The sequence below is a fragment of the Pseudoxanthomonas sp. GW835-FHT14C01 genome (assembly GCF_058793715.1).
In genome coordinates this window covers 113,117-138,899 of record NZ_JBXAGB010000003.1, presented here as the reverse complement: position 1 = coordinate 138,899, position 25,783 = coordinate 113,117, and the positions used below count along the sequence as shown (strand labels likewise).

18 protein-coding genes are annotated in these 25,783 nt (G+C 61.3%); 9 read left to right on the top strand and 9 right to left on the bottom strand.

What is annotated here, in order from left to right:
- Positions 1-514: 514 nt before the first annotated feature.
- Genes AC1Q5B_RS13995 through AC1Q5B_RS13985 form a run of 3 tightly spaced genes read right to left on the bottom strand, consistent with a single transcriptional unit; the run spans position 515 to position 1,671 of the window.
- On the bottom strand, positions 515-925 hold the full coding sequence (locus AC1Q5B_RS13995; RefSeq protein WP_492632217.1) for an H-NS histone family protein: 411 nt from the start codon (positions 923-925) through the stop codon (positions 515-517).
- A gap of 39 nt (positions 926-964) precedes the next feature.
- Positions 965-1,345 carry a hypothetical protein gene (locus tag AC1Q5B_RS13990; protein ID WP_492632216.1) on the bottom strand — a complete coding sequence of 127 codons (381 nt, stop codon included), beginning with the start codon at positions 1,343-1,345 and terminating at the stop codon, positions 965-967.
- Positions 1,342-1,671 carry a hypothetical protein gene (locus AC1Q5B_RS13985; protein ID WP_492632215.1) on the bottom strand — a complete coding sequence of 110 codons (330 nt, stop codon included), beginning with the start codon at positions 1,669-1,671 and terminating at the stop codon, positions 1,342-1,344. Before AC1Q5B_RS13985 ends, AC1Q5B_RS13990 begins: the two co-directional genes overlap by 4 nt.
- A 149-nt stretch (positions 1,672-1,820) precedes the next feature.
- On the opposite strand from AC1Q5B_RS13985, the gene AC1Q5B_RS13980 reads away from it, so the two are divergent.
- The 5 genes from AC1Q5B_RS13980 to AC1Q5B_RS13960 are packed head-to-tail and all read left to right on the top strand — an operon-like array spanning position 1,821 to position 11,421.
- A complete protein-coding gene (locus AC1Q5B_RS13980) occupies positions 1,821-3,842 on the top strand; it encodes a type I restriction-modification system subunit M (RefSeq protein WP_299347572.1) in 2,022 nt (673 codons plus the stop codon).
- Positions 3,843-3,857: 15 nt separating this feature from the next.
- Positions 3,858-5,573: a DUF262 domain-containing protein gene (locus tag AC1Q5B_RS13975; protein ID WP_492632214.1), complete on the top strand. Its 1,716-nt coding sequence runs from the start codon at positions 3,858-3,860 to the stop codon at positions 5,571-5,573.
- A 7-nt stretch (positions 5,574-5,580) separates the two neighbouring features.
- Positions 5,581-6,906, top strand: a complete 1,326-nt coding sequence (locus AC1Q5B_RS13970; RefSeq protein ID WP_492632213.1) for a restriction endonuclease subunit S — start codon at positions 5,581-5,583, stop codon at positions 6,904-6,906.
- Positions 6,903-10,130 carry a type I restriction endonuclease subunit R gene (locus AC1Q5B_RS13965; protein ID WP_299347567.1) on the top strand — a complete coding sequence of 1,076 codons (3,228 nt, stop codon included), beginning with the start codon at positions 6,903-6,905 and terminating at the stop codon, positions 10,128-10,130. The genes AC1Q5B_RS13970 and AC1Q5B_RS13965 overlap by 4 nt, the downstream gene beginning before the upstream one ends.
- Positions 10,123-11,421, top strand: a complete 1,299-nt coding sequence (locus tag AC1Q5B_RS13960; RefSeq protein WP_299347565.1) for an ISL3 family transposase — start codon at positions 10,123-10,125, stop codon at positions 11,419-11,421. Before AC1Q5B_RS13965 ends, AC1Q5B_RS13960 begins: the two co-directional genes overlap by 8 nt.
- 71 nt (positions 11,422-11,492) lie before the next feature.
- Here the strand turns inward: AC1Q5B_RS13960 and AC1Q5B_RS13955 are convergent, their stop codons facing one another.
- From AC1Q5B_RS13955 to AC1Q5B_RS13940, 4 genes are all read right to left on the bottom strand, one after another.
- Positions 11,493-11,693 carry a hypothetical protein gene (locus AC1Q5B_RS13955; RefSeq protein ID WP_492632212.1) on the bottom strand — a complete coding sequence of 67 codons (201 nt, stop codon included), beginning with the start codon at positions 11,691-11,693 and terminating at the stop codon, positions 11,493-11,495.
- 67 nt (positions 11,694-11,760) lie between these two features.
- Positions 11,761-12,507, bottom strand: coding sequence for a Shedu immune nuclease family protein (locus AC1Q5B_RS13950; RefSeq protein WP_492632211.1), 747 nt, complete (start codon positions 12,505-12,507; stop codon positions 11,761-11,763).
- Positions 12,508-12,622: 115 nt separating this feature from the next.
- Positions 12,623-13,477, bottom strand: coding sequence for a hypothetical protein (locus AC1Q5B_RS13945; protein ID WP_492632210.1), 855 nt, complete (start codon positions 13,475-13,477; stop codon positions 12,623-12,625).
- Positions 13,450-20,973 carry a toxin TcdB middle/N-terminal domain-containing protein gene (locus AC1Q5B_RS13940; RefSeq protein ID WP_492632209.1) on the bottom strand — a complete coding sequence of 2,508 codons (7,524 nt, stop codon included), beginning with the start codon at positions 20,971-20,973 and terminating at the stop codon, positions 13,450-13,452. Before AC1Q5B_RS13940 ends, AC1Q5B_RS13945 begins: the two co-directional genes overlap by 28 nt.
- Positions 20,974-21,284: 311 nt before the next feature.
- Here AC1Q5B_RS13940 and AC1Q5B_RS13935 point away from each other — a divergent pair, with 311 nt between their 5' ends.
- Entirely contained in the window at positions 21,285-21,887 is a 603-nt protein-coding gene (locus AC1Q5B_RS13935; RefSeq protein WP_492632208.1) for a hypothetical protein, read from the top strand.
- 18 nt (positions 21,888-21,905) lie between these two features.
- On the opposite strand, the gene AC1Q5B_RS13930 is transcribed toward AC1Q5B_RS13935, so the two are convergent.
- Positions 21,906-22,490: a hypothetical protein gene (locus tag AC1Q5B_RS13930; protein ID WP_492632207.1), complete on the bottom strand. Its 585-nt coding sequence runs from the start codon at positions 22,488-22,490 to the stop codon at positions 21,906-21,908.
- Positions 22,480-22,896: a helix-turn-helix domain-containing protein gene (locus AC1Q5B_RS13925; protein ID WP_492632206.1), complete on the bottom strand. Its 417-nt coding sequence runs from the start codon at positions 22,894-22,896 to the stop codon at positions 22,480-22,482. Before AC1Q5B_RS13925 ends, AC1Q5B_RS13930 begins: the two co-directional genes overlap by 11 nt.
- A 75-nt stretch (positions 22,897-22,971) precedes the next feature.
- Here AC1Q5B_RS13925 and AC1Q5B_RS13920 point away from each other — a divergent pair, with 75 nt between their 5' ends.
- From AC1Q5B_RS13920 to istB, 3 genes are all read left to right on the top strand, one after another.
- Positions 22,972-23,211 (top strand): helix-turn-helix domain-containing protein, encoded by a 240-nt coding sequence (locus tag AC1Q5B_RS13920; RefSeq protein ID WP_492632035.1) that lies wholly within the window; start codon positions 22,972-22,974, stop codon positions 23,209-23,211.
- A gap of 220 nt (positions 23,212-23,431) precedes the next feature.
- Complete coding sequence (istA, locus tag AC1Q5B_RS13915; RefSeq protein ID WP_492632205.1) at positions 23,432-24,970, top strand: IS21 family transposase; 1,539 nt, start codon at positions 23,432-23,434, stop codon at positions 24,968-24,970.
- Between the two features lie 11 nt (positions 24,971-24,981).
- Positions 24,982-25,722 (top strand): IS21-like element helper ATPase IstB, encoded by a 741-nt coding sequence (gene istB, locus AC1Q5B_RS13910; protein ID WP_492632204.1) that lies wholly within the window; start codon positions 24,982-24,984, stop codon positions 25,720-25,722.
- The last annotated feature ends 61 nt before the right edge of the window (positions 25,723-25,783 follow it).

The window sequence follows — 25,783 nt, the reverse complement described above, 5'->3', positions numbered from 1 at the left end:
AGGCCGATAGCGGTCGTTATCCCATGCCAGTCTGCAATCTTGAGGCCACCTCTCATCTTTTTGCCATGCGATATAGTGATCCGTACCTTAAGCCGGACTTAGGTATGGACTTGCCCGATAACGACTTATTGGCATGCTTGCCAGTGCTAACGGATGAAGAGAAGCATCATCGGACATTGGCTGGACTTGCGGATGTGGATGCTGGCCGGACGATTTCTCATGAGGAGATGAGGGCGTGGGCGCGGTCCCTGTTGTGCCAAGCGAACAGCGCGAAGTGAAGCGCGCTCTCGACCCGACGCCGACATTCGCCGATGCGCACGCCCCGCACCCTGCTGGATCCGGCTACACATCGGGTTGTTAGCCGGGCTAAGCCACCCTAAGATCGAGCCGCGTCAAGGGGATAGCCCAACAGACGGCGGGACGGACGGCCGTTGCGCTTGCCGGAGCGGGCAGAACGCCACTCCAACCCTGCACACCTGGCACACCATGCGGGCTTGGCACAGGAGAAGTTGGGTCAGGCCTTGTAGACCGTGCGCTTGCCAACTGGGCTTACTTTCTTCGCCGTCGGACGCGCGAGGCCGGGAATGAGAAAGTCGGTCGGGTGACGCCCGCGTTTGACCTTCTCGGCGAGCCACAGCGGTTGGCTTCCCCGCCCCGACCAGGTGTTTCGTGCGTTGTCCGGATCGCGGTATTTAGGTTCCACCTTGGGAAGCTTTCGCTTCCGTCGCTTCTTGGGTGCAGGCTCCTGTGTCGAAATGCCCATCAATTCATCGACCGAATACCCTTCCGTGGCCACGTAGTAAGTCAGTTCACGGCGCACCTCCGCGATGGGTCGGCGCCTCGTGAGTTCCTTCAAGCGACGCTCTGCTGACTTGATGAGCTGCGTGAGTTCGACAAGGGAGTAATGATCAATTACGAATTTCATGGGAGTTTGCTTACCTCATTTTTCATGTGTTACAGGCTTTCAACGGCGCTTTCCTAGCCCTGGACTGCCGCCCTGGACCACCGGGTTGCCACCCCTACGGCTGGCTCCGTCATCTGGGCCCAGGGCCCGCTCCATGCGTTCCTTGGCTGTGCGTGGCGCAGGACGAGGTGGAACGACTGGAGGCAGCTTGGCAATGTCCTCGCGCTTCATGGGTCCTTTTTGTTTCTGGCTCCCATTGACCCTCTTCTTGCAAGCCGCCTTCCCCTGCCGCTGCTTCTGGATCTGTTTCTGTTGTCGGATCCTCGGGATCACACCCTTGATTAGCTTCTCGGCCTTTGCGCGTCCATAACCGAACTTGGCCATGGCGTCTGCCACCATGCGCTCGTACAGCGCCTTCTCATAGTCTTGCAGTACCGTCATTTTTCGATCGCTTCGTTGCCCCGGTACTGTTTTGCCAGGTCGCTGGCGCACAGCGGTGTGCCTTTCGGGTGCGCATTGGCCATGGCGAACGCCGCCACCTTCGTGGCCTGCTCCAAGGCCTGCTTGCCTATGCCGTCGTCGGACCAGTCCTCGGGCAATGCGGCAATCACTGACAGCGCTTCCTTGCCGGACAGATACTGCATGCAGGTCAACAGTGACCATTGCGTGCCCGTGGCTTCGCGCAGGAAGCGACCAGCTTCCTTGTCGGTCATGCGATCGGACAGCACTGTGGCCAAGGCCACAGCGGCCAGCTTCACTTTGACCAAGGGCGGGAGTTTTTTGGTTAAGAGCAAAAAGTGGTTGATGGCCGAGCCAGGAGCCCGACCCTGCCGCCGTCTTGTTCTGTGCAATATCTGGTTGACGCCCAGCTCCGTGGTGCTATTCTCTATCGTGCAAAAAGCGGTTGGAGAAGAGCATGGCTGAGGGCAATGGATCTGGCTTGTCACTGGCGGCGGAGTGCTGGAAGAACGCCGAAGACCTTTGGGGCGACTTCAAGCACACGGACTTTGGCAAGATCATCCTGCCGTTCACGCTGCTGCGCCGCCTTGAGTGTGTTTTGGAGAAGTCCCGCGAGGCCGTCGCAGCGGCACATGCGGAGCACAAGGACAGCGGGATCGATCTCGACCTGATCCTGCGACAGGTCGCCGGCTACCCCTTCTACAACACGTCGAGTTACGCCCTCGCGACGCTGGGTAGCACCAAAACGCGGCAGAACCTTCAGGACTACGTAGCGCGGTTCTCGGACAACGCTCGCGTCATCTTCGAGCAGTTCGACTTCACAAACACCATCATCCGCCTAGACAAGGCGGGTTTGCTCTACAAGATCTGCAACAACTTCGCTGGCATTGACCTGCACCCCGATCAGGTTCCCGACCGGGAGATGAGCAACCTCTACGAGCACCTGATCCGGCGCTTCGGCGCGGAGGTTAACGAGGGTGCCGAAGACTTCATGACGCCTCGCGACGTGGTGCATTTGGCAACCACGCTACTGCTGGATCCGGACGATGAGCTGTTCGAGGCCAATCCGGGCCTGATTCGCACGCTGTATGACCCCTCCTGCGGCACGGGCGGCTTCCTCTCGGACGCCATGAGCCACGTGGCCGACTACGGCAGCCGCTTCAAGGTGCCGCCGGTCCTCGTGCCCCACGGGCAAGAACTGGAGCCCGAAACCCACGCGGTCTGTCTGGCTGGCATGCTGCTTCGAACCTTGGCGTCCGATCCTGGCCGGGATTTGTCCCGGAACATCAAAGGGCCGTACAGCACCCTGTCGCGGGACGCGTTCGCCGGTGAGCGTTTCCACTATTGCTTGGCCAATCCGCCGTTCGGCAAGAAATGGGAGAAGGACCAGAAAGCCGTCGAAGACGAGCACAAGGAGCTGGGCTACGCCGGCCGCTTCGGCCCGGGTCTGCCGCGCATCAACGACGGTTCGATGCTGTTCCTGCTGCACCTGGCCAGCAAGCTCGAGCTGCCTGAGAAGGGCGGCGGACGTGCCGCGATCATTCTGTCAGGCTCGCCGCTGTTCAATGGCGGCGCCGGTTCTGGCGAGTCGGAGATCCGGCGCTGGCTGCTGGAGAACGACCGGGTCGAGGCGATCATCGCCCTGCCCACGGAGATCTTCTTCCGCACTGGCATCGGCACATACCTCTGGATTCTGTCCAACAAGAAACCCGCGCACCGCCGGAACCGGGTTCAGCTGATCAATGCCACCGGCCTGTGGACTTCGATCAAGAACGAAGGCAACAAGCGCCGCAAGATCAGCGACGACCAACAGCGCCAGATCGCCGACCTCTACGCTGCCGCAGAGAGCGGCGAGTTCAGCCGCATGCTCGAGTACCGGACCTTCGGTTACCGCCGCATTCGTGTCCTGCGCCCGCTGCGCATGCGCCTCCACATCACGCGCGACAACCTGGCTAAGCTGTGGAACGAAAAAGCTTGGGCCAAGCTGACGCCTGAGCAGCAGTCCGGCTGGCAGATGGCCTTGTCCGCGCATCTGGACGAGGAGCAGCCGGTGGCTTGGGCGGAAACCTTCATTGCGCAGGCCGTCCGAGAGGATGCCACGCTTGGCAAGGTGGGCAAGCCCTTCCTCAAGGCCTTGGTCAACGCACTGGGTGTTCGCGACCCGGAGGGTGACGAGGTGACCGACGCCGACGGCAATCCCGTGGCCGACAGCGAGCTGACCGACTACGAGAACGTGCCGCTGACCGAGGACGTCCGCGACTACCTAGCCCGTGAGGTGCTGCCGCATGTGCCGGACGCCTGGCTGGATGAAACGTTCCGCGACGACAAGGACGGCGAGATTGGCCGGGTCGGCTACGAGATCAACTTCAACCGCTACTTCTACAAATACCAGCCGCCGCGCAAACTGGCCGACATCGACTCCGAACTGAAGCAGGTCGAAGCTGAGATTGCAGCCCTGTTGGGCGAAGTGACCGAGTGAGGATTGGAGCGAACCATGGCCGCAACCAACTTCAAGACCGAGAACAACACGTTCCGGAAGCTCATCGGCAACGGGTTGACCTACCGCATCCCGCGATTTCAGCGCGACTACAGCTGGACGCAAGAGGAGTGGGAGGATCTCTGGGCTGACATCCAGGGAACGCTCAGGGCTGACGGCGAGACCGCCCACTACATGGGCTACCTCGTGCTGCAGTCTGCTGACGACAAGTCGTTCGACGTGATTGACGGCCAGCAGCGACTGACGACCATCAGTCTGATCGTCCTCGCTATCCTCAAGAACCTCCAGCGTTTGATCGATGCTGGCAATGAGCCCGAGGCGAACACCCGCCGACGCGACCAGATCCGCCAGACCTATGTCGGCTACTTGGATCCCGTCACGCTTGTCGCCCGGCCAAAGCTGACGCTCAACCGCAACAACAACCACTACTTCCAGACCTATCTCGCACCGTTGGGGCATCTTCCCCAGCGTGGATTCCGCGCGTCCGAGCACGCGCTTCGCAAGGCTTTCGAATGGTTTGATCGGCGGGTGGCGGAGTTCCTGCGGGCGAGCACCGGCGAGGAGGGGATGCGCCTTGCCAAGCTCGTGGAGGACATCAGCGACCGTCTTTTCTTCACGGTCATTACCGTCACGGACGAGCTCAACGCGTACAAGGTGTTTGAAACCCTGAATGCGCGTGGTGTCCGCCTCTCGGCTACCGATCTGTTGAAGAACTACCTGTTCTCGGTGCTCGATCGGGGCGGCGAGGCTGATCACGAGCTTCGCGCCCTCGAAGATCGCTGGGAATCCATCGTCGGGCGGCTACAGTCGGAGAATTTCCCCGATTTCCTTCGCGTCCACTGGAATAGCCGCCGCAGCTTTGCGCGGCAGGCCGACCTGTTCAAGACCATTCGTGCGCAGGTGGGAACGCCGGAAGCGGTGTTCCAGCTTCTGCGCGACATGGAAGAGGATCTTGATACCTATCTCGCTTTGTCGTCGCCCGAAGTTTCGGACTGGTCGCCAGAGGACAAACAGCTGGCCGGCGTACTCAAGACCTTCCGGGTTCGTCAGCCCTATCCCCTGCTGCTGGCAGGAAAGCGAATTTTTGACGCCCCCGACTTTACTGGCCTGCTGCGGGCGACAATGGTGATCTCGATGCGCTTCAACGTGATCGGTTCGCAAAGTACGGCCGAGCAGGAACGCAAGTACAACGAAGTTGCTGAGCGTGTCGCGAAGCGCGAACTGGATCGGCTCGGCGCGTCGCTTCCCTTGCTGCGGAGCATCTACCCTGACGATGCGGCGTTCCGGACGGCGTTCTCCGAGAAGACCATCCGCACCACGGACTCCCGAAACAACCGAGTCGTACGCCTGATCCTCTGCGCTATCGAGAAGCACCTGTCTGGTCATGCCCATGATTTCGCCAGTGATGCGTTCAACATCGAGCATGTTCTGTCGCAGAACGCGCCGGACAACTGGGGTGGCATCGGCAACGACGATGCAGAGGCGCTGGTGTATCGGTTGGGCAACATGACCTTGATGCAGGCCGGCGCGAACCGGGATGCGGGCAACGCCGAGTACGCCCAGAAAAGAGATGCCTACCGGGCCAGTGGATTCGCGATCACCCGGAAAATCGGGGAAGAGAACGCCGAGTGGACGCCTGAGCGCATTGCCGCGCACCAGAACTGGATGGCCTCACAGGCGACCGCCATCTGGCGCATCGCGCAACTGAGCTGAGGCGCTAATGAGCCAATACAAGCCTTACCCGACGTACAAGGATTCGGGGGTCGAGTGGATTGGGCAGGTGCCTGCGCATTGGGAAACACTGCCCATTAAACGTGGTGCCGGCCTGCGAAATGAACGTCGCACCGATTCGCCTGAAGGTTGGGACTACGTCGGTCTCGAGGACGTCGAGGCCGAATCAGGAAGGTATGCGCCGACGGGAACTGCATCGCGGCAGTCTGAAGACTCGATGGTTGGTGTGTTCCGTGCCGGTGATGTGCTGTACGGAAAGCTGCGACCGTACTTGCGGAAGGCAATCGTAACTGGTGACGACGGGCTGTGTTCCACCGAGTTTCTCGTTCTGCGGCCAGGACGCTCATCCGCACCATGGTTGCATCGGTGGCTGCTCACAACAGAAGTAACGCAGCAAATTGAGGCTGGATGTGACGGCGCAAAGATGCCGCGTGCGGATTGGGATCACGTTGGCTCCGTACCCATGCCGCTTCCACCCCCAGCCGAGCAGTCCGCCATCGCCGCCGCCCTCGACCGCGAAACCGCCCGCATCGACGCGCTGATCGCGAAGAAGACCCGCTTCATCGAGCTGCTGAAGGAAAAGCGCCAGGCGCTCATCACCCATGCCGTTACCAAGGGCCTTGACCAGAACGTCAGGATGAAGGATTCCGGCGTGGCGTGGATTGGGGAGGTGCCGGAGCATTGGGAGTTGGCGCAGCTCGGGAAGCTATCGGTCTCACGCTGTGATGGGCCTTTCGGCAGCGGATTGAAGTCAGAGCACTACACTGACTCTGGCGTCAGAGTAGTTCGGCTGCAGAACATTGGATGGGCGCGGTTCAAGGCCGGAGATGCTGCCTACATCGCATTTGACTACTGGCAAAGTGAGTTGGGTGGTGGTCATGACGCCATTCCGGGCGATGTTCTGATCGCCGGATTGGGCGATGAAAACAACTTGCTTGGACGTGCCTGTGTCGTTCCAGACGATATCGGCAACGCGATAGTGAAGGCGGACTGCTACCGATTCCGCGTTGGTCCGCGAGTCTTGCCCGAGTACGTTGCCCTCACCTTGTCGGCAACGTCACGCGCGGAGTGTGGGTTTCTGGCGACAGGGGCTACCCGTGATCGGTTGAACTTAACGCTGGCGAGCGCTCGGCAGATTCCTGTACCACCGATCGAAGAGCAGCGAGAGATCGTCGCTGCGGTTCACCGTTCCGCCACGCGCCTCGACGAGCTGATGGCGAAAGTGGATTGCAGCATCGCCCTCCTCAAAGAACGCCGCTCTGCCCTCATTACCGCCGCCGTCACCGGCCAGATCGACATTCGGGAGGCCGCATGAACGGCGATACCGCACACCGCGAAACGCACTTCGAGGCCTACATCGTCGCTCAGCTCGAAAAGCGCGGCTGGCTAGTGGGCGACACCCGCCACTACGACACCGAGCGCGCCCTTTACCCAGATGACCTCGTGGCCTGGCTTGACGCCACGCAGCCGGAGAAGTGGGCCAAGCTTTGCAAAGACCACCCGGCCGACCCGCGCGGCGCGCTGATGGACCGGCTGGCCAAGACACTGGAGGCCGATGGCACGGTGCAGGCGCTGCGCCGGGGCTTCGCCATCGCCGGCTGTGGGCACATCGATCTCTCGGAAGCTGCGCCCGAGGATGCGCGCAACGCCGAGGTGACCAAACGCTACCGGGCCAACATTCTGCGCGTGGTGCCGCAGCTCAAGTACCACCCGGCCCGCGAGCTGGCGATTGACCTCGTGTTCTTCATCAACGGCGTGCCGGTCGCCACGGTGGAGGTGAAAACCGACTTCACCCAGTCGGCCGCCGCGGCGGTGGAGCAGTACAAGACCGACCGCCTGCCGCAAGACCCCAAGACCAAGCGCCGGGAGCCGCTACTGACCTTCAAGCGCGGTGCGGTGGTGCATTTCGCGCTGTCGGATTCCGATATCCAGATGGCAACCAAGCTGGACGGCGAGAATACCTTCTTCCTTCCATTCAACCAGGGCAACGAAGGCCATGCCGGCAATCCGGCACGTAAGGACGGCGAGTATCCGGTGGCCTACTTCTGGGAGAAGGTGTGTCAGCGCGATACCTGGCTACGCATCTTCCACAGCTTCGTCTACGTCGAGAAGAAGGATGTGGTCGACCTGAAGGGCAATTGGTCGAAGAAGGAAACCCTGATCTTCCCGCGTTACCACCAGTGGGATGCGGTCAACGCCATGATCGCTGATGCCAAGGCCAATGGCCCGGGCATGCAGTACCTCTGCGAGCACAGCGCCGGATCCGGCAAGACCAGCACTATCGCCTGGACCGCGCACGACCTGATCCGCCTGCGCCGTGACAACGGCGAGCCGATCTTCCACAGCGTGATCATCGTCACCGACCGCACGGTGCTGGACAGCCAGTTGCAGGATGCGGTGAAGCAGATCGATCACCAGTTCGGCGTGATTGCGGCTATCGACCGGCAGAAGTCCAGCAAGTCGAAGAGCAAGCAGCTGGCCGAGGCGCTGCTCAATGGCACTCCGATCATCGTGGTGACCATCCAGACTTTCCCTTACGCCATGGAGGCCATCGTTACCGAGAAGGGCCTGAAGGATCGAAGCTTCGCCGTCATCATGGACGAGGCCCATGCCTCGCAGACCGGCACGAACGCCACCAAGCTGCAGGCGGCCCTGTCGCTGGGTAGCAAGGGCGATATGGCGGGCATGAGCGTCGAGGAACTGCTGGAGCAGCTCCAGAAGTCACGTGCGCGCCCGAAGAACCTGAGTCACTTCGCTTTCACCGCTACGCCCAAGCATTCGACATTCATGCTGTTCGGGCGCACCCAGGATGGCGGTAAGCCCAGCAAAACGAATCTGCCGGCGGCATTCCATAAGTACCCGATGCGGCAGGCCATCGAGGAGGGATTCATCCTTGACGTGCTCAAGGGTTACACGCCGTACCAGACGGCCTTCAATCTCGCCAAACAGCTCGATGATACCCAGCGCGTCAGCGGCAAGGCCGCGAAGCGGGCTTTGGCGCAGTGGATGAGCCTTCACCCCACCAATGTTACGCAGAAGGTGCAGTTCATCGTTGAGCACTTCAGCAAGAACGTGGCTGCGCTACTGGACGGCAAGGCCAAGGCGATGGTGGTGACCAGCTCGCGTGCCGCCGCGGTGCGCTACAAGAAGGGGTTCGATGCTTACATCGCCAAGCACACCGAGCATGCGGGGATCCGCTCGCTGGTGGCCTTCTCCGGCAAGTTGACTGGGAAGCAAGTCATGCACAGCGACGACGAGCGCCTGAACGGCGACGTGTTCGTGGTGGACGAGAAGGAGGAGTTCTCCGAGCTGAGCATGAATCCCGGAGCCTCCGGTCAGGACCTGCGTATCGCCTTCGAGCGCCCCGAATACAGGGTGATGCTGGTGGCGGATAAGTTCCAGACCGGCTTCGACCAGCCGAAGCTGGTGGCGATGTATATCGACAAGAAGATCGCGAACGATGTGGAGATCGTGCAGACCTTCTCGCGCTTGAACCGCACCGCGCCGGGCAAGGACGAGACCTTCATCATCGACTTCGTGAACAGCCCGGAAAACGTCAAGCTGGCGTTCTCGAAGTACGACGACGGCGCGCTGATCGAAGAAGCGCAGGATCTGAACGTTGTCTACGACATCAAGAAGCAGCTGGATGCCCACGGCCTGTATGAATCTGAGGACTTGGAGGCGTTCAAGCAGGCCCGCTTCAAGAGCCTGCGGGACATCACGCAGGCTCAGGAGCCTCAGCACAAGGCGCTGTACGCCGCCACCGAGCGACCGTCGCGGCTCTATAACCAGAAGCTGAAGATGCTCCGCGATGCCATCGCCACCTGGGAGTTCGCGTACGGCAAGGCCCGTGCGAACAAGGATGAGGCCGGCATGAAGTCGGCGGACCATCAGCGCAAGGATGCGGCCGAGCAGTTGGCCGCCCTGATGGGCTTCAAGAGTGGTCTGGCGCGCTTCTGCCGCGCCTACGCCTACATCGCACAGCTGATCGATTTCGGCGACCCCGAACTGGAGAACTTCGCCGCGTTCGCCAAGCTGCTGGGCAAGCGATTGGACGGCGTACCAGCTGACCGGGTCGATCTGAAGGGGTTGGTGCTGTCGGGATTCGACATCAAGACGCGTGCGGAGGGCGCGGGTGAGGAGCCCAAGAAGCCGACGCTCAAGCCCATCGGTGCCGGCGGCGGCGGAAGGGCCGATGAGCCGAACTACCTGAAGGAGATCATCGACCGGCTAAACCGTTTGTTTGGTGATGCCACACCACTCCGCGACCAGGCGATCTTCGTCAATCACATCGCCGCCATCGCGAAGGAAAGCGACGTGGTGATGGCACAGGTAGAAAACAATTCCCGCGAACAGGCTCTCAAGGGCAACCTGCCGGGCGCGGTCCAGCAGGGCGTGGTGCGTGCGTTGACCTCACACCAGAAACTGGCCACTCAGGTCCTCAAGGCTGACCGTCAGGCGATGGCAGCGCTGACCGACATCATCTATGAGCTGATCAGGGATCGTCGGTCCATCGATCTGGACGACCTGAATGCTTGATCTTCTGAACCTGCCGGGCGTGAAGCCGGTGGACCTTCAGAGTTCGCAGGGGGTCATCACCATCACCGCCGAGGTCATCGAGGCCACTCCGCCAGCGTGCCCGGAGTGCAGCAAGCCGCTCTACCGGCATGGGCATCGCCGAATCGAGTTCGCCGATACCCCTCAGCAAATGCAGCCGGTGCGGCTGGTGATTAATCGGCCGCGTTACCGCTGCGAGTCCTGTGGTAAGACCATGACCTTGGATTTGCCCTTCCTCGATGAACGACGACGGGCGACCCAGCGACTGGTCGGAGCCATCCGGGAGCGCTGTCTCGGCATGACGTTCCGAGGATTGGCTGAACAGACGGGTCTTGCGGTCAATACGATCAAGAACATCGCCCAAGATCTGATTGAGGAGCTTGAAGCGACCGTCCGCTACGAGACCCCGGTGATCATGGGGATCGACGAGCTCAACCTCGCGGGCGGCTATCGCTGCATCATCACCAATCTCGCCACCAACAGCGTGTTCGACATGCTGGAGGAGCGAACGAAGGCGCACATGAAGCCCTTCTTCAGGGATCTCCCGGATCGAGACCGTGTGGAATGGGTTTGCACCGATATGTGGCGCCCGTTCAAGGAGTCGTATGGCCCCTACCTCCCGAATGCCCGACTCGTGATCGACAAGTTCCATGTGGTGCGCATGGCGTCGGACGCCCTGGAAGACGAACGCAAGAAGCATCAGTCCGCACTCGAGCGAAACGAGCGGTTGAAGGTCAAGAAGTCGATTCGCTGGCTGACACTGAAACGACCGAGCTCCTTGTCGCCGCAGGAGGAGGAGGCGCTGAAGCTCGTCCGATCCGGCATACCGCTGCTGGCGGAGGCCTACGACTTCAAGGAAGCCTTCTACGGAATCTACGACGAGCCCGACAAGGCGAATGCAATGCGTGCATTCGAAGCATGGGAGAACTCGCTGCCCGAGGGGCGCTTTCCAAAGTTCCACGCATTGGCGCGGACCGTCCACAACAACTACGAAGACATCTTCGCGTACTGGGATGCACCAGTTCGGTTGACCAACGCGTATACCGAAGGTCTGAACGGCTTGGTCAAGGTGGCCAATCGGATGGGTCGCGGGTACAGCTATGAAATCATCCGAGCCAAGACGCTGTACGCGAAGCATGCCCGCAAGGTCGGCAGCCTACTAAGGCAGCCTCCGGCGGCAGAGGTTCCAACCAGCGGCGTCCAGAATCAGGTCGAGTACGGGCCGCACATTCCAACCTTGGTGGAGCTGTCCGACTCAGGAGAGCTGGGCTGACCTCTGGCTCTGTTCCAACCACATTTTGCAAATAGCCAGTTTTTTCTCAGGAGGGTTGAAATTGTTGTTTCTCACGGTTGCGTCTGTCTGTCGGGGACAGCCCAGCTTGCGTCATCGGCGCTGGCTAGTAGATCAGTGAACGCTTCGCGCATGTCTGGGTCGGCGTTGTCTGACCAGACTTCATCGACCAGGTCGCAGGCAATGGCGTCCCAACCTGTCCAGAAGTCGGCGTGGTTGGTCGCGTGATCGGTCTTGGCCAGGTAGTCGGCCAACTCGGAATGTCGTGGATCAGGCATTGAAGCTTCCATCTGACAACGGACCAGAAATTGCTCTATTCATCTACCTACTCTGTTCAACCAATAGGCGCGCACGTTCAAGCAATTCATCGAACGTGACCACCTCCGGGCCGTGAATATGTCGCCTGAACAGCTCAAAGCAAGCGAACTTTTCGCGGTTCACTCCGTGCTCGGTTACGAACTCCTGAAGGTCACCGCACACCAGAACGGATCGTGGACGAATGAGGTATGCGTCTTTGCCTAGGGGCTCGCCTTCGTCGTCAACCACCCGCAGCACATCGCGGATGTTGGCTTCCGCCAAGTGAACTGTCCTTTGCGACTGGGCAATCGCGTCTGTCAGGTCGCTGCTAGGCCCCCAAGTCCCGCTCCGATACTGGCTTTTTTGTAGCAGCCTCGTTCGATGGGTCTTGATTTCCGCGAAGCACAACGCCCCCACCCGCCCTCGTGTACTTAGCAGTCCGTCCGCGCGTTTTCCTGGCCCCGCCACGCTTGCCCCAGCAACGGCGCGCTCAAGCTTTCCGTCATCGATCGCGGCGGCCGCGTTGAAGAACAACGAACCACCAAATATCCAGTGGTTTGCTTCAAAGAATTGCTGCCAGACATCCTCGGGCCCTCGTACGTGAGAAGCTTCCTCGTCGAAGAACACATCGTCTGTCAGAAGTCGCTCAAACAGTTCGAGTTGCTGGCGCCGGTAGGCAACGGTAACCAGATCACGTTCAGTGACCTCGCTGGCGAGGATGTCTTCCAGCAGTTGTTCGTTCTTGCTACATACAGCCAGCCAGTTGGGCACGGCCGCCAAATGAAATGGGCAGTGTCACCAAATGAACTGGGCACCTCCGCCAAGCGATTGGGCAGCCAGTGCTTCGTTTGGCATGGCACATAGCGAGTTTGCGAGGCCGAGGGACTCAGCCCTGCGTTGCGTGTTCAACCACAATGCGGGTTGCTGTCACATAGGCGCTAAAGGCGTGAGTTAGCTCTGCAGAAGATTCGGAAACATCGTAGATCCTGAAGCCATCAATGGCGGATCTTACGTCGACAGGTTTCCCTACCGACTCAAGCTCATGAAATCGCTTTCCAAGGACCTTCGCCGCAGGAAGTTCTAGCACCCAGGGCACCCACAACAAGATTGCATGTCCTTCTCGGACAGACGGCTTCGCGCTGAGCCCTAAAGCCATACAAGTTGACTCTGTAAGCGCGAACGAAGCGATAAATTTTCCGTCCACTAATTTTCTGCTCTTAACGAAGCTTCCAGTGTTAGCTGCGACGTAGCCTGACAAATACTCCACAACGTCAGCTTGGCTAGAGAAAAATTGGCCCGAAAATCGACCAAGAGCTTCAGACTTGAAAGCCGCTCGTGCACGCTCAGCGATCAAGCTTGCTCGCTCTTGTGCAAAAGTTCCGTTCGCTTTAAACACGTGGAGGAGGCGTTCCGTAGGAAGTACGCCCTTTCCTTGACCTGCTGCGACCCTCAAACCATTCAAGTACGGAGAGGCATAGCCATCTCCGGCGCCCATCGAACTTCCTGAGTCTCTTACTGCAGACAGTATCTCCGCAGCGCGCTCCTCGTCATACCTTGATAGCAGCTGGGCATCGTCGTCCGTAGCAAACAAAAGCCTCCGTTCCTGGAGGATCCTGAAAGCACAAAATCCTAGCGCAACAAGCTCATCCTCAATGGTCTTTATCTGCAGGCCAGCACGTGCAAAGTCAAGTTTTTGAAAAGTCACAGGACCATTCATCGGCAGAAACCCGGTCGCACGCAAACTGGAATCCTCTGCGGCTGCCCTGGAAGAACGCCCGGAGCCATCTCGTTAGAATTGGCTGGCAATCGCCACAGGCTTCTTACCCTTTGGCTGATGAGTCGCTTCGAGTAGAAGACAAGGCCAGAGTTCAAGTTGTGGGGGTCGGCCAGGATGGTGATCTCGTAGGTTCTGTTCATAAACAAAGAGCTCGTTCTAATTTCAAAAGACCTTGCGCCAGTCATGATGTGTTCGCCGCCTTTGAACCATCTGTTTGCGCCTGCAGCCGAAACATAACCCTGCACCTGATCGAGTGCCATTGCGTACTTGTACCCGCTCAACATGTAGCTCTCTGGCTTGATCTCGATGATGTACTGATCAATTGCTAGATCCGTGTAACCATCAAGATAGCCCATGTTCCCCACTTTACCTCTGGTCACGGGTAAAGGATTGGTCGCCAGTTCGTTCTCATAGATTCGATCGTGGACCAATCTCCCAATCTCTGCGTCCTCCGTGTACCCATGCAAAGCATCATTGAACGCTGCACTGAAGGCCGCCTGTAGTGCCCCATTGCCGAACTTTCCGCCCGTCACCTCCGACACGGTGCCGCCAACAAGCGCCGCCACCGCGACTCGAGCGGGTGCGGCGCTTTGGGCACCGTTTCCGATGCCTGCGATCATCGGCGCGCTCAACTCTGCCACGCCCGCACTCAGGAATCCATGCCCGAATTTTCCGCCCTGCAGGCGGGACATCACGCCCCCAGCCACGCCGTGACTGAGCACCTTGTTGGCGAACTGGTCGCCCGTCAGTCCGGTACCGAACACGCCCTTGAAGTCAGCTCCATTGGCTGCCTGTATCTGCTGGAACTTGGTCCCTATCCCATAGAAGACCGCAGCCGAGAACGCGCCAAACAGACCTCCCTGGAGCGTGCCGGTACTGACATAGCCGCTGACAAAGCCGACTAGCATGGCTGCGCCCAGCTTCGTGAACACCGGCGCTAGGTACGGCATGAAGATCGTGCCCACGATGGCGATGATCAGTCCTAGCGCTTGCCGCAAGCTGAAATTGCCGGTCGGATCCGTATAGACAAGCGGGTTGTTGAACACGTAGGTGTACGCATTCCAGCTCTGGCCGTTGGTCGGCGCCTGGATCAACGGATCGGCCTGCAGGAAACGTCCTAGCTTGGCATCGTAGATGCGGCCGTTCATGTGGATGACGTCCGTGCCATCCACGTACTCGTGCCCGGTAAAGCCGCGCGGGGTGTTGGATGAGGCGGAACCGCTTCCGGCCGGGTTTCCGAAGGCGCGTCGCGCACCGAAGGTGGCGTAGTCCAGCGCCTCGGCCACGCTGCCATCGCTATTGGCGATGCGGATCAGACTGCCCAGGTGATCGTGGAACAGGAACTTGGTCGCCTGGACGATGCCCCCGACCACGGTTTGCAGCGCCACGCCGGCCACGTAGCGCCGCGCGGTCTGCACGCCGTTCTGGATCAGGATCTCCACCCCGCCGATGTACAGCGTGGTGGTGGTGCCGTCCTGACGCTTGTAGCGCTGCCCGTCCGGGCCGTACCAGAACCGCGTGGTCTGACCATTGCCCATCTGGATCTCGTGGGCCTTGCCATCGGCGGTGTATCGGATGGTCCGATCGTTGCTGCTGCCCGGCGCGTCGCGTAGCGTCTGATTGCCGCGATCGTCGTAGTAGTAGAACGTGGCGGCAGCACCGTCACCGGTCCTGTTGACCGCGTGAGGACTGTTGGCCACGGACGTGACTGCAGCTGCGGTCGTCGCCGTGCGTGTCAGCGTCGCCAACTGGGCGCCTGCCGTGGGAAGCGCGATCTGCTGTGGAGCCGCTCGCGCTGGTTTGGTTCTGTGCTGCCAGCCGCCGCCCTGCGGCTGCTTGAAGCCAAGTGACCAACTGTCGGCTTCGTCGTCCCAACTTGGCCGATCAGCATCCGCGCTGTAGCGGCGGTAGTGGGCTTCCGGCGCAAGCATTTGACCGCGATTGAGTGCCGGTGCGACAGCGCGTGCCGATGCATGCGGGAACAGGGAGGGCGTCGCTGTTGATTGACTGGCCAGCGCAGGGATGGCCGCTGCCTGCACCATCGGCAGTACGCCAACGCACCCGTCGGCGCCGGGATAGCCATAGCCCAATCCATCCTTGCTGCAGATGTTGCCGAGTTGGTCGTAAGCATTGGCCAGCAACACCTGGTTGACGGTGATGCCGTTGGCCATGGTCAGCCGTCCCTCGGTCACCCGGTTCAGGCTGTCGTAGGTGAACTGCTCCAGGTAGCGACCTTCCTTCTGGTGCGAGGCCAGGTTGCCGGCCGCATCCCACACATAGCCTTCCTGCACCAGATTGCAGGCGGTGTTGCCGGCACAGATCTGGGTCAAGCGGCCGGTAAGGGCGTGATACTGCCTGCGGACCTCCATGTTCGCTTGGCCTGCACGGATCTCGCGGCTGACGTTGCCCCAAGCATCGGTGGCCAGCGTGCGGTTGTAGGTATCGACTGCACTACTGCAGGAAGGATCCGGATCGAGCGCATCACTGGTGCACGTAGCCCGGGCACCGCGTGCCCCGAACTCGGTTTTGCTCCACGCACCACTGGCATCCCGCGCCTTCCACGGGCGGCCCAGCGTGTCGTACTGCACCTCAGTGCCGAACATGCCCTCCTCGAGAATGACGCTCATGCCGGCGGGCCGCCCCATGGGGTCATAATGGAACTGTCGGTCGTACTGGGTCGCTGTACCCGCCTGACCCGCCCACGCGGCGTACTGGCCCGTGGTCGTTTCCATCACGGGCTGACCACTTGCATTGGCCTGATTGTCGTATTGGGTCGTGGTCTGGCTTTCGATTGCACCGCCGGGCAATTTGGCGGTGATCCTCCAGGCACGTCCCCGCGCATCGATCTCGCGCTCGGTGCGATAGCCGCCATTGTCGGTCTGGGCAATCACTTCGCCCAGCGCGTTGTACTCCAGCGTGGTGGTGCCCGTGTCAGGATCGACCTGCTGAACTTTGCGGCCCAACACATCGTAGGCGAAGGTATTGGTGATCGTGCCGGCGCCTGCGTTGCGGGCCACGCTCGCCACGTTGCCATCGGCCTGATAAGTGAACTGCGTAGTGAAACCGCTGGCATCCTGCATGGACAGCACTTCGCCCTTGCCGTTGACCACCTGCACGGTCGGGTTGCTGCGCTGATCCCACGCCGTGGTGGTCCGTCCCGCGTACTGGGTACTCTGCTGGGATCCATCCGGTGACTGGATAAGCGTCGGGCGTCCCAGCAGGTCGTAAGCAGTGGTCGCCCACGATCGGGAAGGCGCACTGCAGACATTGCCCACATCGGCCGGACCGGTGGTGCCGGCGGTACCGGACAGGAAGAACGGCACGGACGTTTTCGCCACACGTCCGGCACCGTCGTACTCCGTGCAGGTAGCCGACACGTCCTGGTCGATCACGCCGACATTGAAGGTCTCGCTGGCCTTCATGATCGGGCGGCCCAGCACGTCGAACCAGGTCCATTGACGGGCGGCTGCAGTGGCGGCGATCTGCTGCCTGAAGACCGCCCCGACCGGGCATGGCACGGCACCCGTGCCGCTACACCAGCGGTACGTCGTGGTGCCGGTGATGCCGCCATTGCCAGGCGACGCCCCCGGCATGGTCTGGGTCCAGCTGAAGTAATCTCGGCCCAATGCTCCCTTGATGGCCAGCGATCGCACCCCATTGATATCCAGCACGTCGGTGGCTTCGCCGAAGATGTTGCGAGACACAACGTAGGTGGTCCGACGCTCTTGGCTCCCCATTACGTCCGAGAAGGGCTCGTAGGTAGCCACCGGGAAGCGGCCTTGGGCGTCGTATTCCACGCGGGAGTAACGGCGGATGGCATCCAAGCTGGAAGGCTGGAACACGAAACCCGACAACGAGCAATCCGTCGCGGGCGCGGCACAGGTGACCGATTGCAGGCGATTGCCGAACTCGTCGAGCGCATAGCCTTTGGCAGAGGCCAGGTTCGCAGCCCCGCCGGGCTGGGTCTGCTCCAGCGTCAACAAACCCGTCTTGGCACCACCCATCGCGTAGCCGAAGCCGGCTGTACGCACCACATCCGGATAGCCGGGCCGGCGATGGGTGATGGTGCTGGCCGTCAGGCGTCCGAGTCGCCATGCGCCGACGTCATCGCTGTACAGGTTCTGGGTGATCTGCGTGGCCGTGAGGCTCGACGCGCCAGTGTAGGTATCTACGACCGTCTGGGTTACGTTGCCATGACTGCCATAGCTGAAGGCGGTGGCAACCTTGCTGGTGACCTCACCGGTAAAGGGATCGCGCAGCGACTCTTCGCTGCCCTGCGTGCGGACGTGAATCGGGGTCTGAGTGGCCAGCGAGGTGGGCGCCATTTCCCAGCTCTGCACGCTGTTGGAGAACCACTGCCCGCCAAGGTCGGGGTGCGTCGCGCCAGGCCCACCAAAGCAGCCATTGCCGGGTGTGGCGGTCAAACAAGCGGGCACGGCATACGGACTGGTCACCGCCTTCTTGACGGTCTGCATCGGCATGCCGGTGAAGGGGAAGTTCTGGGCGTAGGTGCTCATTGTCACCACATGCCCACCGGTCTGGTTGGGATCGATCGTCTCGATGCTGCCAAAGCCCAGGAAGCCACGGCCGCCGGCCTGTACGCGAGCATTGGCATAGCGGTAGTACAGGCTGGCCATGGCGCCCGGATTGCCTGCATGTGGCGCACTGCTGCTGGCCTTGGCCACCACATAGGTCGGCGCCAGCAGATCCACGACGGGTGAGCCTCGACCCCAATTGAGCCCGTTGCGCGAGCCGGTACTGCGGCGGTAGATCGCGATGTTGGTGAGGGGTGCGTACTGCAGTTGCGTGGTGGCGCCCAGGCCATTGGTGATGCTGGTGATCAGGTCTCGCGGCTGGAATGCTTGGGCGCTACGAGAGAACGCCGTGCCGACCGTGCTACCGGAGAAGTTCAGCGCTTGGAAATCCATATTTCCGTCGCCATCCACGTCCCCGAAAATGGGAACGTGCTTGTTCTGGTCACAGCCACTGCCTTGGCACAGGCGAGCATTGCCACCGGGCAGCGTCGCGCCGCTCGCGAACCCGCCTTCGGGCAAGGCACGTCGGACTGCGTAGCCCTTGTGAGTGCCGTAGTTGACCAGGTAGAGCAGATCGGCTCGACCATCGCCGGTCACATCCAGAAAGCGCGCCTGGTCGCGGTAGTCGGTCAACGTCAGCGCACCGCCTCCGACAAAGTACAGGCCGTTGTTCAGTGCATATGTCCACTCCGAGTTGGATGTGCTGCGTACCGCGCGATCGCTGAGCCCATCGCCGTTGAAATCGGCAAACACCACGGCGTGCGGATTGCCGACCGAGACGACATCAAAACCTGCCAATGACACTGTACTGGCGGTCTGAGCCTGCACGGTCAGCGCGTATAGCGAGTCGGAGGTGACCCGTTCCCAGCAAGGATCATTCGGTACGGAGAACGCGACGGCGGTGCCTGCATCCTCCTCATCATTGTGGAAGCGCGAAATGAAGCCGGGCGTACCATCGTCATTTACACGACGTTCGAGTGGCCCGATCTCGCATCCTGGAAAGCCTGTGAAAACATCGGCACGTGTAGTGATGCGAATCAGCAGGTCCGATGCCGCATCGCCGTTGAAATCCACCATCTGCATGAAGCCGGTCTTGGTGGTCAGTGTGCCGGAGATGGTGCGCTCGCAGTTGCGCGTCATGTTGTCGAACGGATCGTCACAACCCAGTGCCGGCGGCGGCAATGTCGACTCATCCACGACCACAGACCGCTCGGCGCCCCACGAAAACCCGCCGGCCTGACGCTCCATCAATCGTGCGCGCAAGGTGCCGGTGGTGGGATACACGATGTCGGTCAGGCCATCGCCATTGAGGTCGGCCAAGTGCACTTGGGAAGACTCGGCCGTCGCCGAGGGCACAATCGGAGACAGGCCAGCGATCAGATTGGTGGCCATATCGAAATGCACGCCGTTTGAGGGGTGCACGCGCCAGGCTTGGCCGGTGAAGCTAGAGACGAACAGGTCATCCAGCCCGTCGCCGTTGTAGTCGAACAGATGCCAGGCGCCTTCACCACGGTCAGTGATGTTGGCCGGCACACAGTTCCAGGTGGCGTTGGCGTAAGCCGGCTGTCCGCTGGCATTGAGCGTGCCCAGCATCGAGATCACCCAACTGCCACCCGAGCACCCCGTCCCTGCCAGGTACAACACTGCCAGGTCCTGCCGGCCATCACCGTTGATATCGCCAAGCTTGAAGTTCTTGAAGTGATCGGTGGCCAACGTAAGGTTGGGCGGCGCCTCGTACGTGGCGAATGCGTGGGTGGCCGTACTCCAGCCGAACATGGTCGCCGCCGAGCAGACAGCGGCCGTGTTGTCCCGGCATTCCTGCAGTCCGACGAGCGTGTCCTGGCCACTGCCCGAGGGCGAAGGGGCATAGGTGAGCACGTAATGCCGTGCCTGCTGGTCGGTGGGACAGCCGGTACCGGCACTGGCACAGCTGGTGATGCTCTCCAGCCGTTGCGTGGCCGTGACCATCCCGCCGGCGAAGTAGCCGCGACTCCACTGCGCGCTGGGCAGCGTGCTGTAGTTGAACTGCACCTTGGCGTAGGGCGCACTGGAGACCGACTGTCCGGCCAGGGCTACCTTGCCGGTGTAGCGGATCTCCCGGATATGGTGCTCCCCCGTGCCGGCGCCGGAGGGGTTCTCGTTGTAGAGATAGTCGATGTAGTTGCCCGTCGAATCCTGGAAGCGGGTCTGCGCCCAGCTGATAGCAGCGCCGGGGTTGAGCGGAGACGTGGTCTCCACGTATCCATCCGGACGGGTGGCTCCACCGCTGTTGCTGTCCCGGTCGCCGTACCAGCTGATCGAGCCATCCTTGCGCTCGACGGTGAAGAAAGCCGGGCCCGTCGTACCGCCAGCAGGCGTGTAGGCGCACACGCGCGTGAAGCTCTCAAGCTCAGTAGCCAGCGCTGCGCCACTCATGCCGCCGGCCGAGGGGCACGAAGCACTGGAGGCAATGAGCCGCTGTCCGTCCAAGCAGAAGCGATCAGCCTCGCCAAAGCTAATCGGCCGGGGGTTGCCATCCGGTGTGGTGCCACCCAGGAAGTCGCCCGCCTCCCGGGTCGCGCGGCACCTTGTGATCGAGGACAGCCCTGACAGGGCCCAGCCTTTGCCCAATGCGCCGTAGGCGCCTTGGCTGGAATAGGTGAGAGCAAGCTGGGGCGCCACCCCCGTCGTGCCTGGCACGGCGTAGATCGGCACGCTGTAAGTCGCTGCGCCGGACTCGTCTACCCGGAACTCGCCCGCAGTGGCCGACACGCTGTCAGACAGCGGATCCGGGCTTACCAGGACCTGAGGCGGCAGGTTGCCGCCGGTCACCCGCGCAACCACCTCGAACACAAAGAAGCCCAAGGGCGTCAGGATGAGGCTGGAGACCAACAGCAGCAGCGCGGCAGCGCCAACGGAAATGCGCGAGGAAGCTTGATCGGGCATGGCGGAACTCCGTTTCCGCAGCGGTCAGTGCCCGCGCGGTACGTCACGGTGGCAACGACAATCCCCGTTGAAGCCCTACTGCGACCGGCCCCCACCGGGATTGCAGACTGCGAAGTCGATCACACCCCTGACCTCACACGGCGGCAGTATCCGAGTCGACAGTTTCTCCTGCAATGGGTCAGGCGTTGTAAACGCGTTTACATGAAGCGTGCCGATGCATTGTTGTCGCGGTGCGGCCAAGCTACGCTTGGGACGAGCAGGTACGTTCTGCTCGGCGATCGAACTCGCCACGACTGAACAGGGGACATTGAATGAAGATCATGTGGCGGCTGGCCGTGTGCCTGCTCGTGTTGCCGCTGGCCGGGTGCGCCAGTCTGCAGGTGGACCGTGACCTTAAGCATGCAGAGCTCGTGCAGCAGTACCGCAGCGCGGTTGGACCGGAAGCCTCGCTGGCTGCTGCCCCGCAATGCACTGCTGCCACCATCGGCACCACATGGACAACGCTTCAGTTTGCCCCGACAACGCCAGTGACGAAGCTGCCCAGCGGGCAGACGGCCGCTTCGTTCTGCATCCAGATACCCGCCGGGGCGCGAGCGTTGGAGCTTCAGGCACTCGGAAAAGGGGGAATGACGTTCCACGAAATGATCGTCGTGCATCCCTCGCTTCAGTTTCTCGATGAGAAGCAGTCTTTGATCAAGAACGTGGCGGAGCCTCAGCTGTCGGCTTTCGACAATCTCGGTGGATTTGGCTTGCGGGGCGTCACTGTTTTGACGACGGATTTGTCAGCGGCGCGAAGCGTTATCGTCTACGTGCATCCAGACAGCCTCGAAGGTAGTTTGGATGTACATACGGGCTACGAGACGATTCCCGTGCCTTACGGTCCTTATGGCCAGGTAAAGGTGCGCTTCAAGTGACGCGCATGTCACTCCAGGCTAGGTCAGCCCGGAGTTCTGATCTCTCTGCACCCGCTTGCGAATACGCTGCGGCCAAATGAAGACGTCATTGCTTACGTTAATGCCGAACAGCAGGACTACGTTTAGCGCCACGATGCCTGCTACGCCCGTCCAACTCATTTTCTGGGCTAACACAGCCGCCTGGACACTAAGCCCCATCATCAGCAGAAGCATCACGATCTGAACGTAGCCCCAGACTGCAATCAAGGTGGGCGCCATGACACGGAGCTTGCCATTCTGGAAGACCAAGCTACCGCTGCTCCTGAGGACTTTGATCTCCTTATCCGTCAGGTCGGCGTCGTGCTTGAGCGTGATGATCTGCTCGCGCTGCAGTCGATTGACCGCGAAACCAAAGCGCCTGCGAAACGCCTGCTCATCGCATATCGCCAGTTGGTCCTGATGATCGGGCGACCACTCCGCCTCCTTGATGGCGGTGTCAATCGCGACCAGCACTTCCTGCATGGCATCGATATGGTCCGAATGCACCTCGGCGCGATCGGCTCTCGCGCCAGCGGGAAACGCGACAACCTTTGCGCCGGACGAACGTGACGACCTATCGTCCACGGGCCACCGCCACGGCCACCACGTCGGCCACGATATCGGGGCTGATCCGGCCCTGTTCCACGCCCAATTGATAGAGCGCCTTCATGACGCGAGCGCGGTGCTCGGGACGCATTTTGCGTCCGACCTTGGCCAGTTCACGATCCAGGGCCGCCACGACCTTGTCCACCAACTGGAAGTCGATGCCCGCCTGGCGAGCCTTCTGCGGTGCTTCGTCGGTTCCGGACATCAGCCACACCGGATCGATGCCATAAAGGTCGTACAGCGCCTTGACCAGCCCGGTAGGCATCTCCCGTTCGCCACGCTCGTAGTGGATGTAGGCCCGCTTGGACAGGCCAACCTGTTCGGCCAGCGCGGCTTGGCTCAGGCCCAGTTCGGCACGCACCGCCGCCAATCGGCGAGCGATCATGTCCTTGTCGAGGGGGCTGGTAGATGATCCCATTCGTGCACTATATTGGCGCAATAATGCGCCAAGACTACCGTGATGACGGGCACAAGGGAACAACACGAGTTCATCAAGATGCGCCTGCGATTGGCAGGTTCGTCGTTGGCGTGTATCGCCCGCGAGCTGGGCATCCAGCCTACGACCGTCACGGCGACCTCGCAGGGCAAGCGCCGCTCGCGCCGGATCGAACAGGCCATCGCCCGCAAGCTTGGCTGCACCCCTCAATCCCTATGGCCAGCCCGCTACGACGAGACTGCTTCGGAGGAGGGCTTGCCATGAGCTAGGCCCTTCCCCACCCACTACCGTGGTGCGGAAATGCAAAAGCCCCCGAACGCGCCAACGTTCGAGGGCTTGGAATGCAGAGAAGCAAGCTCTTGCGCTGCATTCTGCGTAACCGCCTCCCCATCGTCAAGCCTCCCGGCCGGCCTTGAGCCCGGCCGAACGGGTGGCGTTTGCCCGAGTCCCTCTGAGGGGATCGGGCAGGACCGCGAGTGCCTTCATGCAGAGACTGAAAGACATCTGTCGCTGGATCCTGCGAACAGACAAATCAGACCGCGCCATAGGCCGGTCGCTGGGCATCTCGTACAGCACCGTTAGCCGCTATCGAAAGATTGCCGCCGAACAGGGGCTGCACTGGGATGCTGTCGAGCCACTGGATGAGTTGGAACTGGATCGTCGGCTCAACCCGGGCCGGCACGCCGCCAAAAAGCCTTTTGCCGAACCCGACTGGTCGCACGTGCATGCCGAGTACGAGCGCCCCGGCGTCACGCTGACCCTGCTCCACGAGGAGTATGCGCTGGAGGTCGGTGAGGCCGGTATGTCGGAGACGGAGTTCCGCCGACGTTATCAGCGCTACGCCCGCACACGCGGGCTGGTCATGCGCCAAATCCACCATCCCGGGCAGGAGCTGTTCCTGGACTTCTCGGGCATGCGTCCCTGGATCACGGATCCCAAGAACGGGGCCAGACGGCAGGTGGAGCTTTTCGTGGCCGTCCTGGGTGCCAGCCGCAAGACCTTCGCTTATGCGGTAGAGAGCCAGAAGATCCCGGACTGGATCGAGTGCAACATCCGGGCCATGGCCTTCTTCGGTGGCGTCACCCGCTACCAGGTACCCGACAATCTCAAGGCCGCCGTCATCCGGCGCACGCGCGAAGACGGGGCACTGATCAATGCCACCTATGCCGAGTTCGCGGCGCACTACGACACCGACATCATGCCGGCCGGGCCACGCAAGCCCAAGCACAAAGCGGCTGTGGAGATCGGGGTCAAGCTCGCCCAGCGCTGGATTCTGGCCAGGCTGCGCAATCGGGTGTTCTACAGCATCGAAGAGCTGAACCAAGCCATGGCGCCGTTGCTGGAGCGGCTTAATGACAAGCCGATGCGGGGTGTCGGCAACAAGAGCCGCAACACCCTCTTCGCGGAACTGGATGCACCGGCCCTGAAACCGTTGCCGGAGACGCCATACGAGTTTGCTGAGTGGAAGGTAGGCATCACCGTTGGGCAGGACTACCACGTGGTGTGGAACGAGCACTACTACTCGGTCCACCACGGGATCGTAGGCAAGAAGGTCAACCTGCGAGCCTCGGCAGATCATGTGTCGGTCTTTCTGCACGGCAAGCGCGTTGCGATCCATCCGCGCAACGACGCGCCAGGCGGGCTCAGCACGCTGCCTGAGCACATGCCCCCGGCCCACCGCGCGCACGGCCTGGACAGCTACGACACGGTGAAGACCTGGACGCAGCAGCAAGGTGGCGCGATCGCCGCCTTCTTCGAGCAGCACCTCAAGCACCACGCCAATGCCGCCCAGTCCCTGCAGGCCGGACGTGGACTTCGCACGCTGGCCAGAGACTACGGCACGGAACGCCTGCAGGCGGCCTGTGCCCGCGCTCTGGCCATGCATGCCCGCAGCATCAGTTCCGTGAAATCCATGCTCCAGCGCGGTATCGAAGCCACCCCGATCCAGGGTGGTGACGCGGCAAACGATGACCCCATCGCCCACGAGAACGTGCGTGGTGCGGACTACTACCAGAACACCTAAGGAGAAATAGCATGACCCTTCAATCCACCCAGGAACGCATGCGCGAGCTTCGCCTTCACGGCATGCTCGAAGCCCTCTCGCATCAGCAATCGCAGGCTTCCTACAGCAGCCTGGGCTTTGAGCAGCGCTTGGCCCATCTTGTCGACGCAGAACAAAGTCATCGCGATACGCAGCGGCTTCAGCGCTTGCTCAAGAGCGCCAAGCTCAAATACAGCGCCAGTCCGGAAGCGATCGACTATCGCCACTCCCGTGGTCTTGATCGCGGTCTGGTCGCAGACCTGCTCACTTGTGGCTGGATCGAACGTCAGCAGAACTCGCTGATTACAGGTCCTACCGGCACCGGCAAGACGTGGCTAGCGTGCGCCTTGGGTACGCAGGCCGCCCGTCAGGGGCACAGCGTGCTCTACAAGCGCACCGGTCGCCTGCTGGAAGAAATGGACGTCGCCCACAAGGATGGCTCGCTGGCCAAGCTACGAGGGCAATTGGTCAAGATGAAACTGTTGATCCTGGACGATTTTGGCCTGACAGGTCTTAACGCCCGAGGCCGCAGCGATCTGCTTGAAATCCTGGATGACCGCGTCGGCACCGGCTCCACGATCATGCTGGGCCAGATGCCTGTCAAGGACTGGCACGCCTTCATCAACGATCCGGCGCTAGCCGATGCCATCCTTGATCGCTTGATCCACAGCAGTCACAAGCTGGAGCTTAAAGGCGACTCGATGCGTAAGCGCAAGGCAGCTTCTGCCAAGTAGCTTTAAGGTGCCCAACAGGCTGGTGGGGGTGCCCAGTTCATTTGGCGCCGCTGCCCAGTTT

Bases quoted from the DNA above. Each gene is read 5' to 3' on its own strand.
- istB (WP_492632204.1), top strand. From the start codon at position 24,982: ATGACCCTTCAATCCACCCAGGAACGCATGCGCGAGCTTCGCCTTCAC.
- AC1Q5B_RS13940 (WP_492632209.1), bottom strand. From the start codon at position 20,973: ATGCCCGATCAAGCTTCCTCGCGCATTTCCGTTGGCGCTGCCGCGCTG.
- AC1Q5B_RS13990 (WP_492632216.1), bottom strand. From the start codon at position 1,345: ATGACGGTACTGCAAGACTATGAGAAGGCGCTGTACGAGCGCATGGTG.
- AC1Q5B_RS13935 (WP_492632208.1), top strand. From the start codon at position 21,285: ATGAAGATCATGTGGCGGCTGGCCGTGTGCCTGCTCGTGTTGCCGCTG.
- istA (WP_492632205.1), top strand. From the start codon at position 23,432: ATGCAGAGACTGAAAGACATCTGTCGCTGGATCCTGCGAACAGACAAA.
- AC1Q5B_RS13960 (WP_299347565.1), top strand. From the start codon at position 10,123: ATGCTTGATCTTCTGAACCTGCCGGGCGTGAAGCCGGTGGACCTTCAG.
- AC1Q5B_RS13925 (WP_492632206.1), bottom strand. From the start codon at position 22,896: ATGATCGCTCGCCGATTGGCGGCGGTGCGTGCCGAACTGGGCCTGAGC.
- AC1Q5B_RS13975 (WP_492632214.1), top strand. From the start codon at position 3,858: ATGGCCGCAACCAACTTCAAGACCGAGAACAACACGTTCCGGAAGCTC.
- AC1Q5B_RS13995 (WP_492632217.1), bottom strand. From the start codon at position 925: ATGAAATTCGTAATTGATCATTACTCCCTTGTCGAACTCACGCAGCTC.
- AC1Q5B_RS13965 (WP_299347567.1), top strand. From the start codon at position 6,903: ATGAACGGCGATACCGCACACCGCGAAACGCACTTCGAGGCCTACATC.
- AC1Q5B_RS13920 (WP_492632035.1), top strand. From the start codon at position 22,972: ATGACGGGCACAAGGGAACAACACGAGTTCATCAAGATGCGCCTGCGA.
- AC1Q5B_RS13970 (WP_492632213.1), top strand. From the start codon at position 5,581: ATGAGCCAATACAAGCCTTACCCGACGTACAAGGATTCGGGGGTCGAG.
- AC1Q5B_RS13980 (WP_299347572.1), top strand. From the start codon at position 1,821: ATGGCTGAGGGCAATGGATCTGGCTTGTCACTGGCGGCGGAGTGCTGG.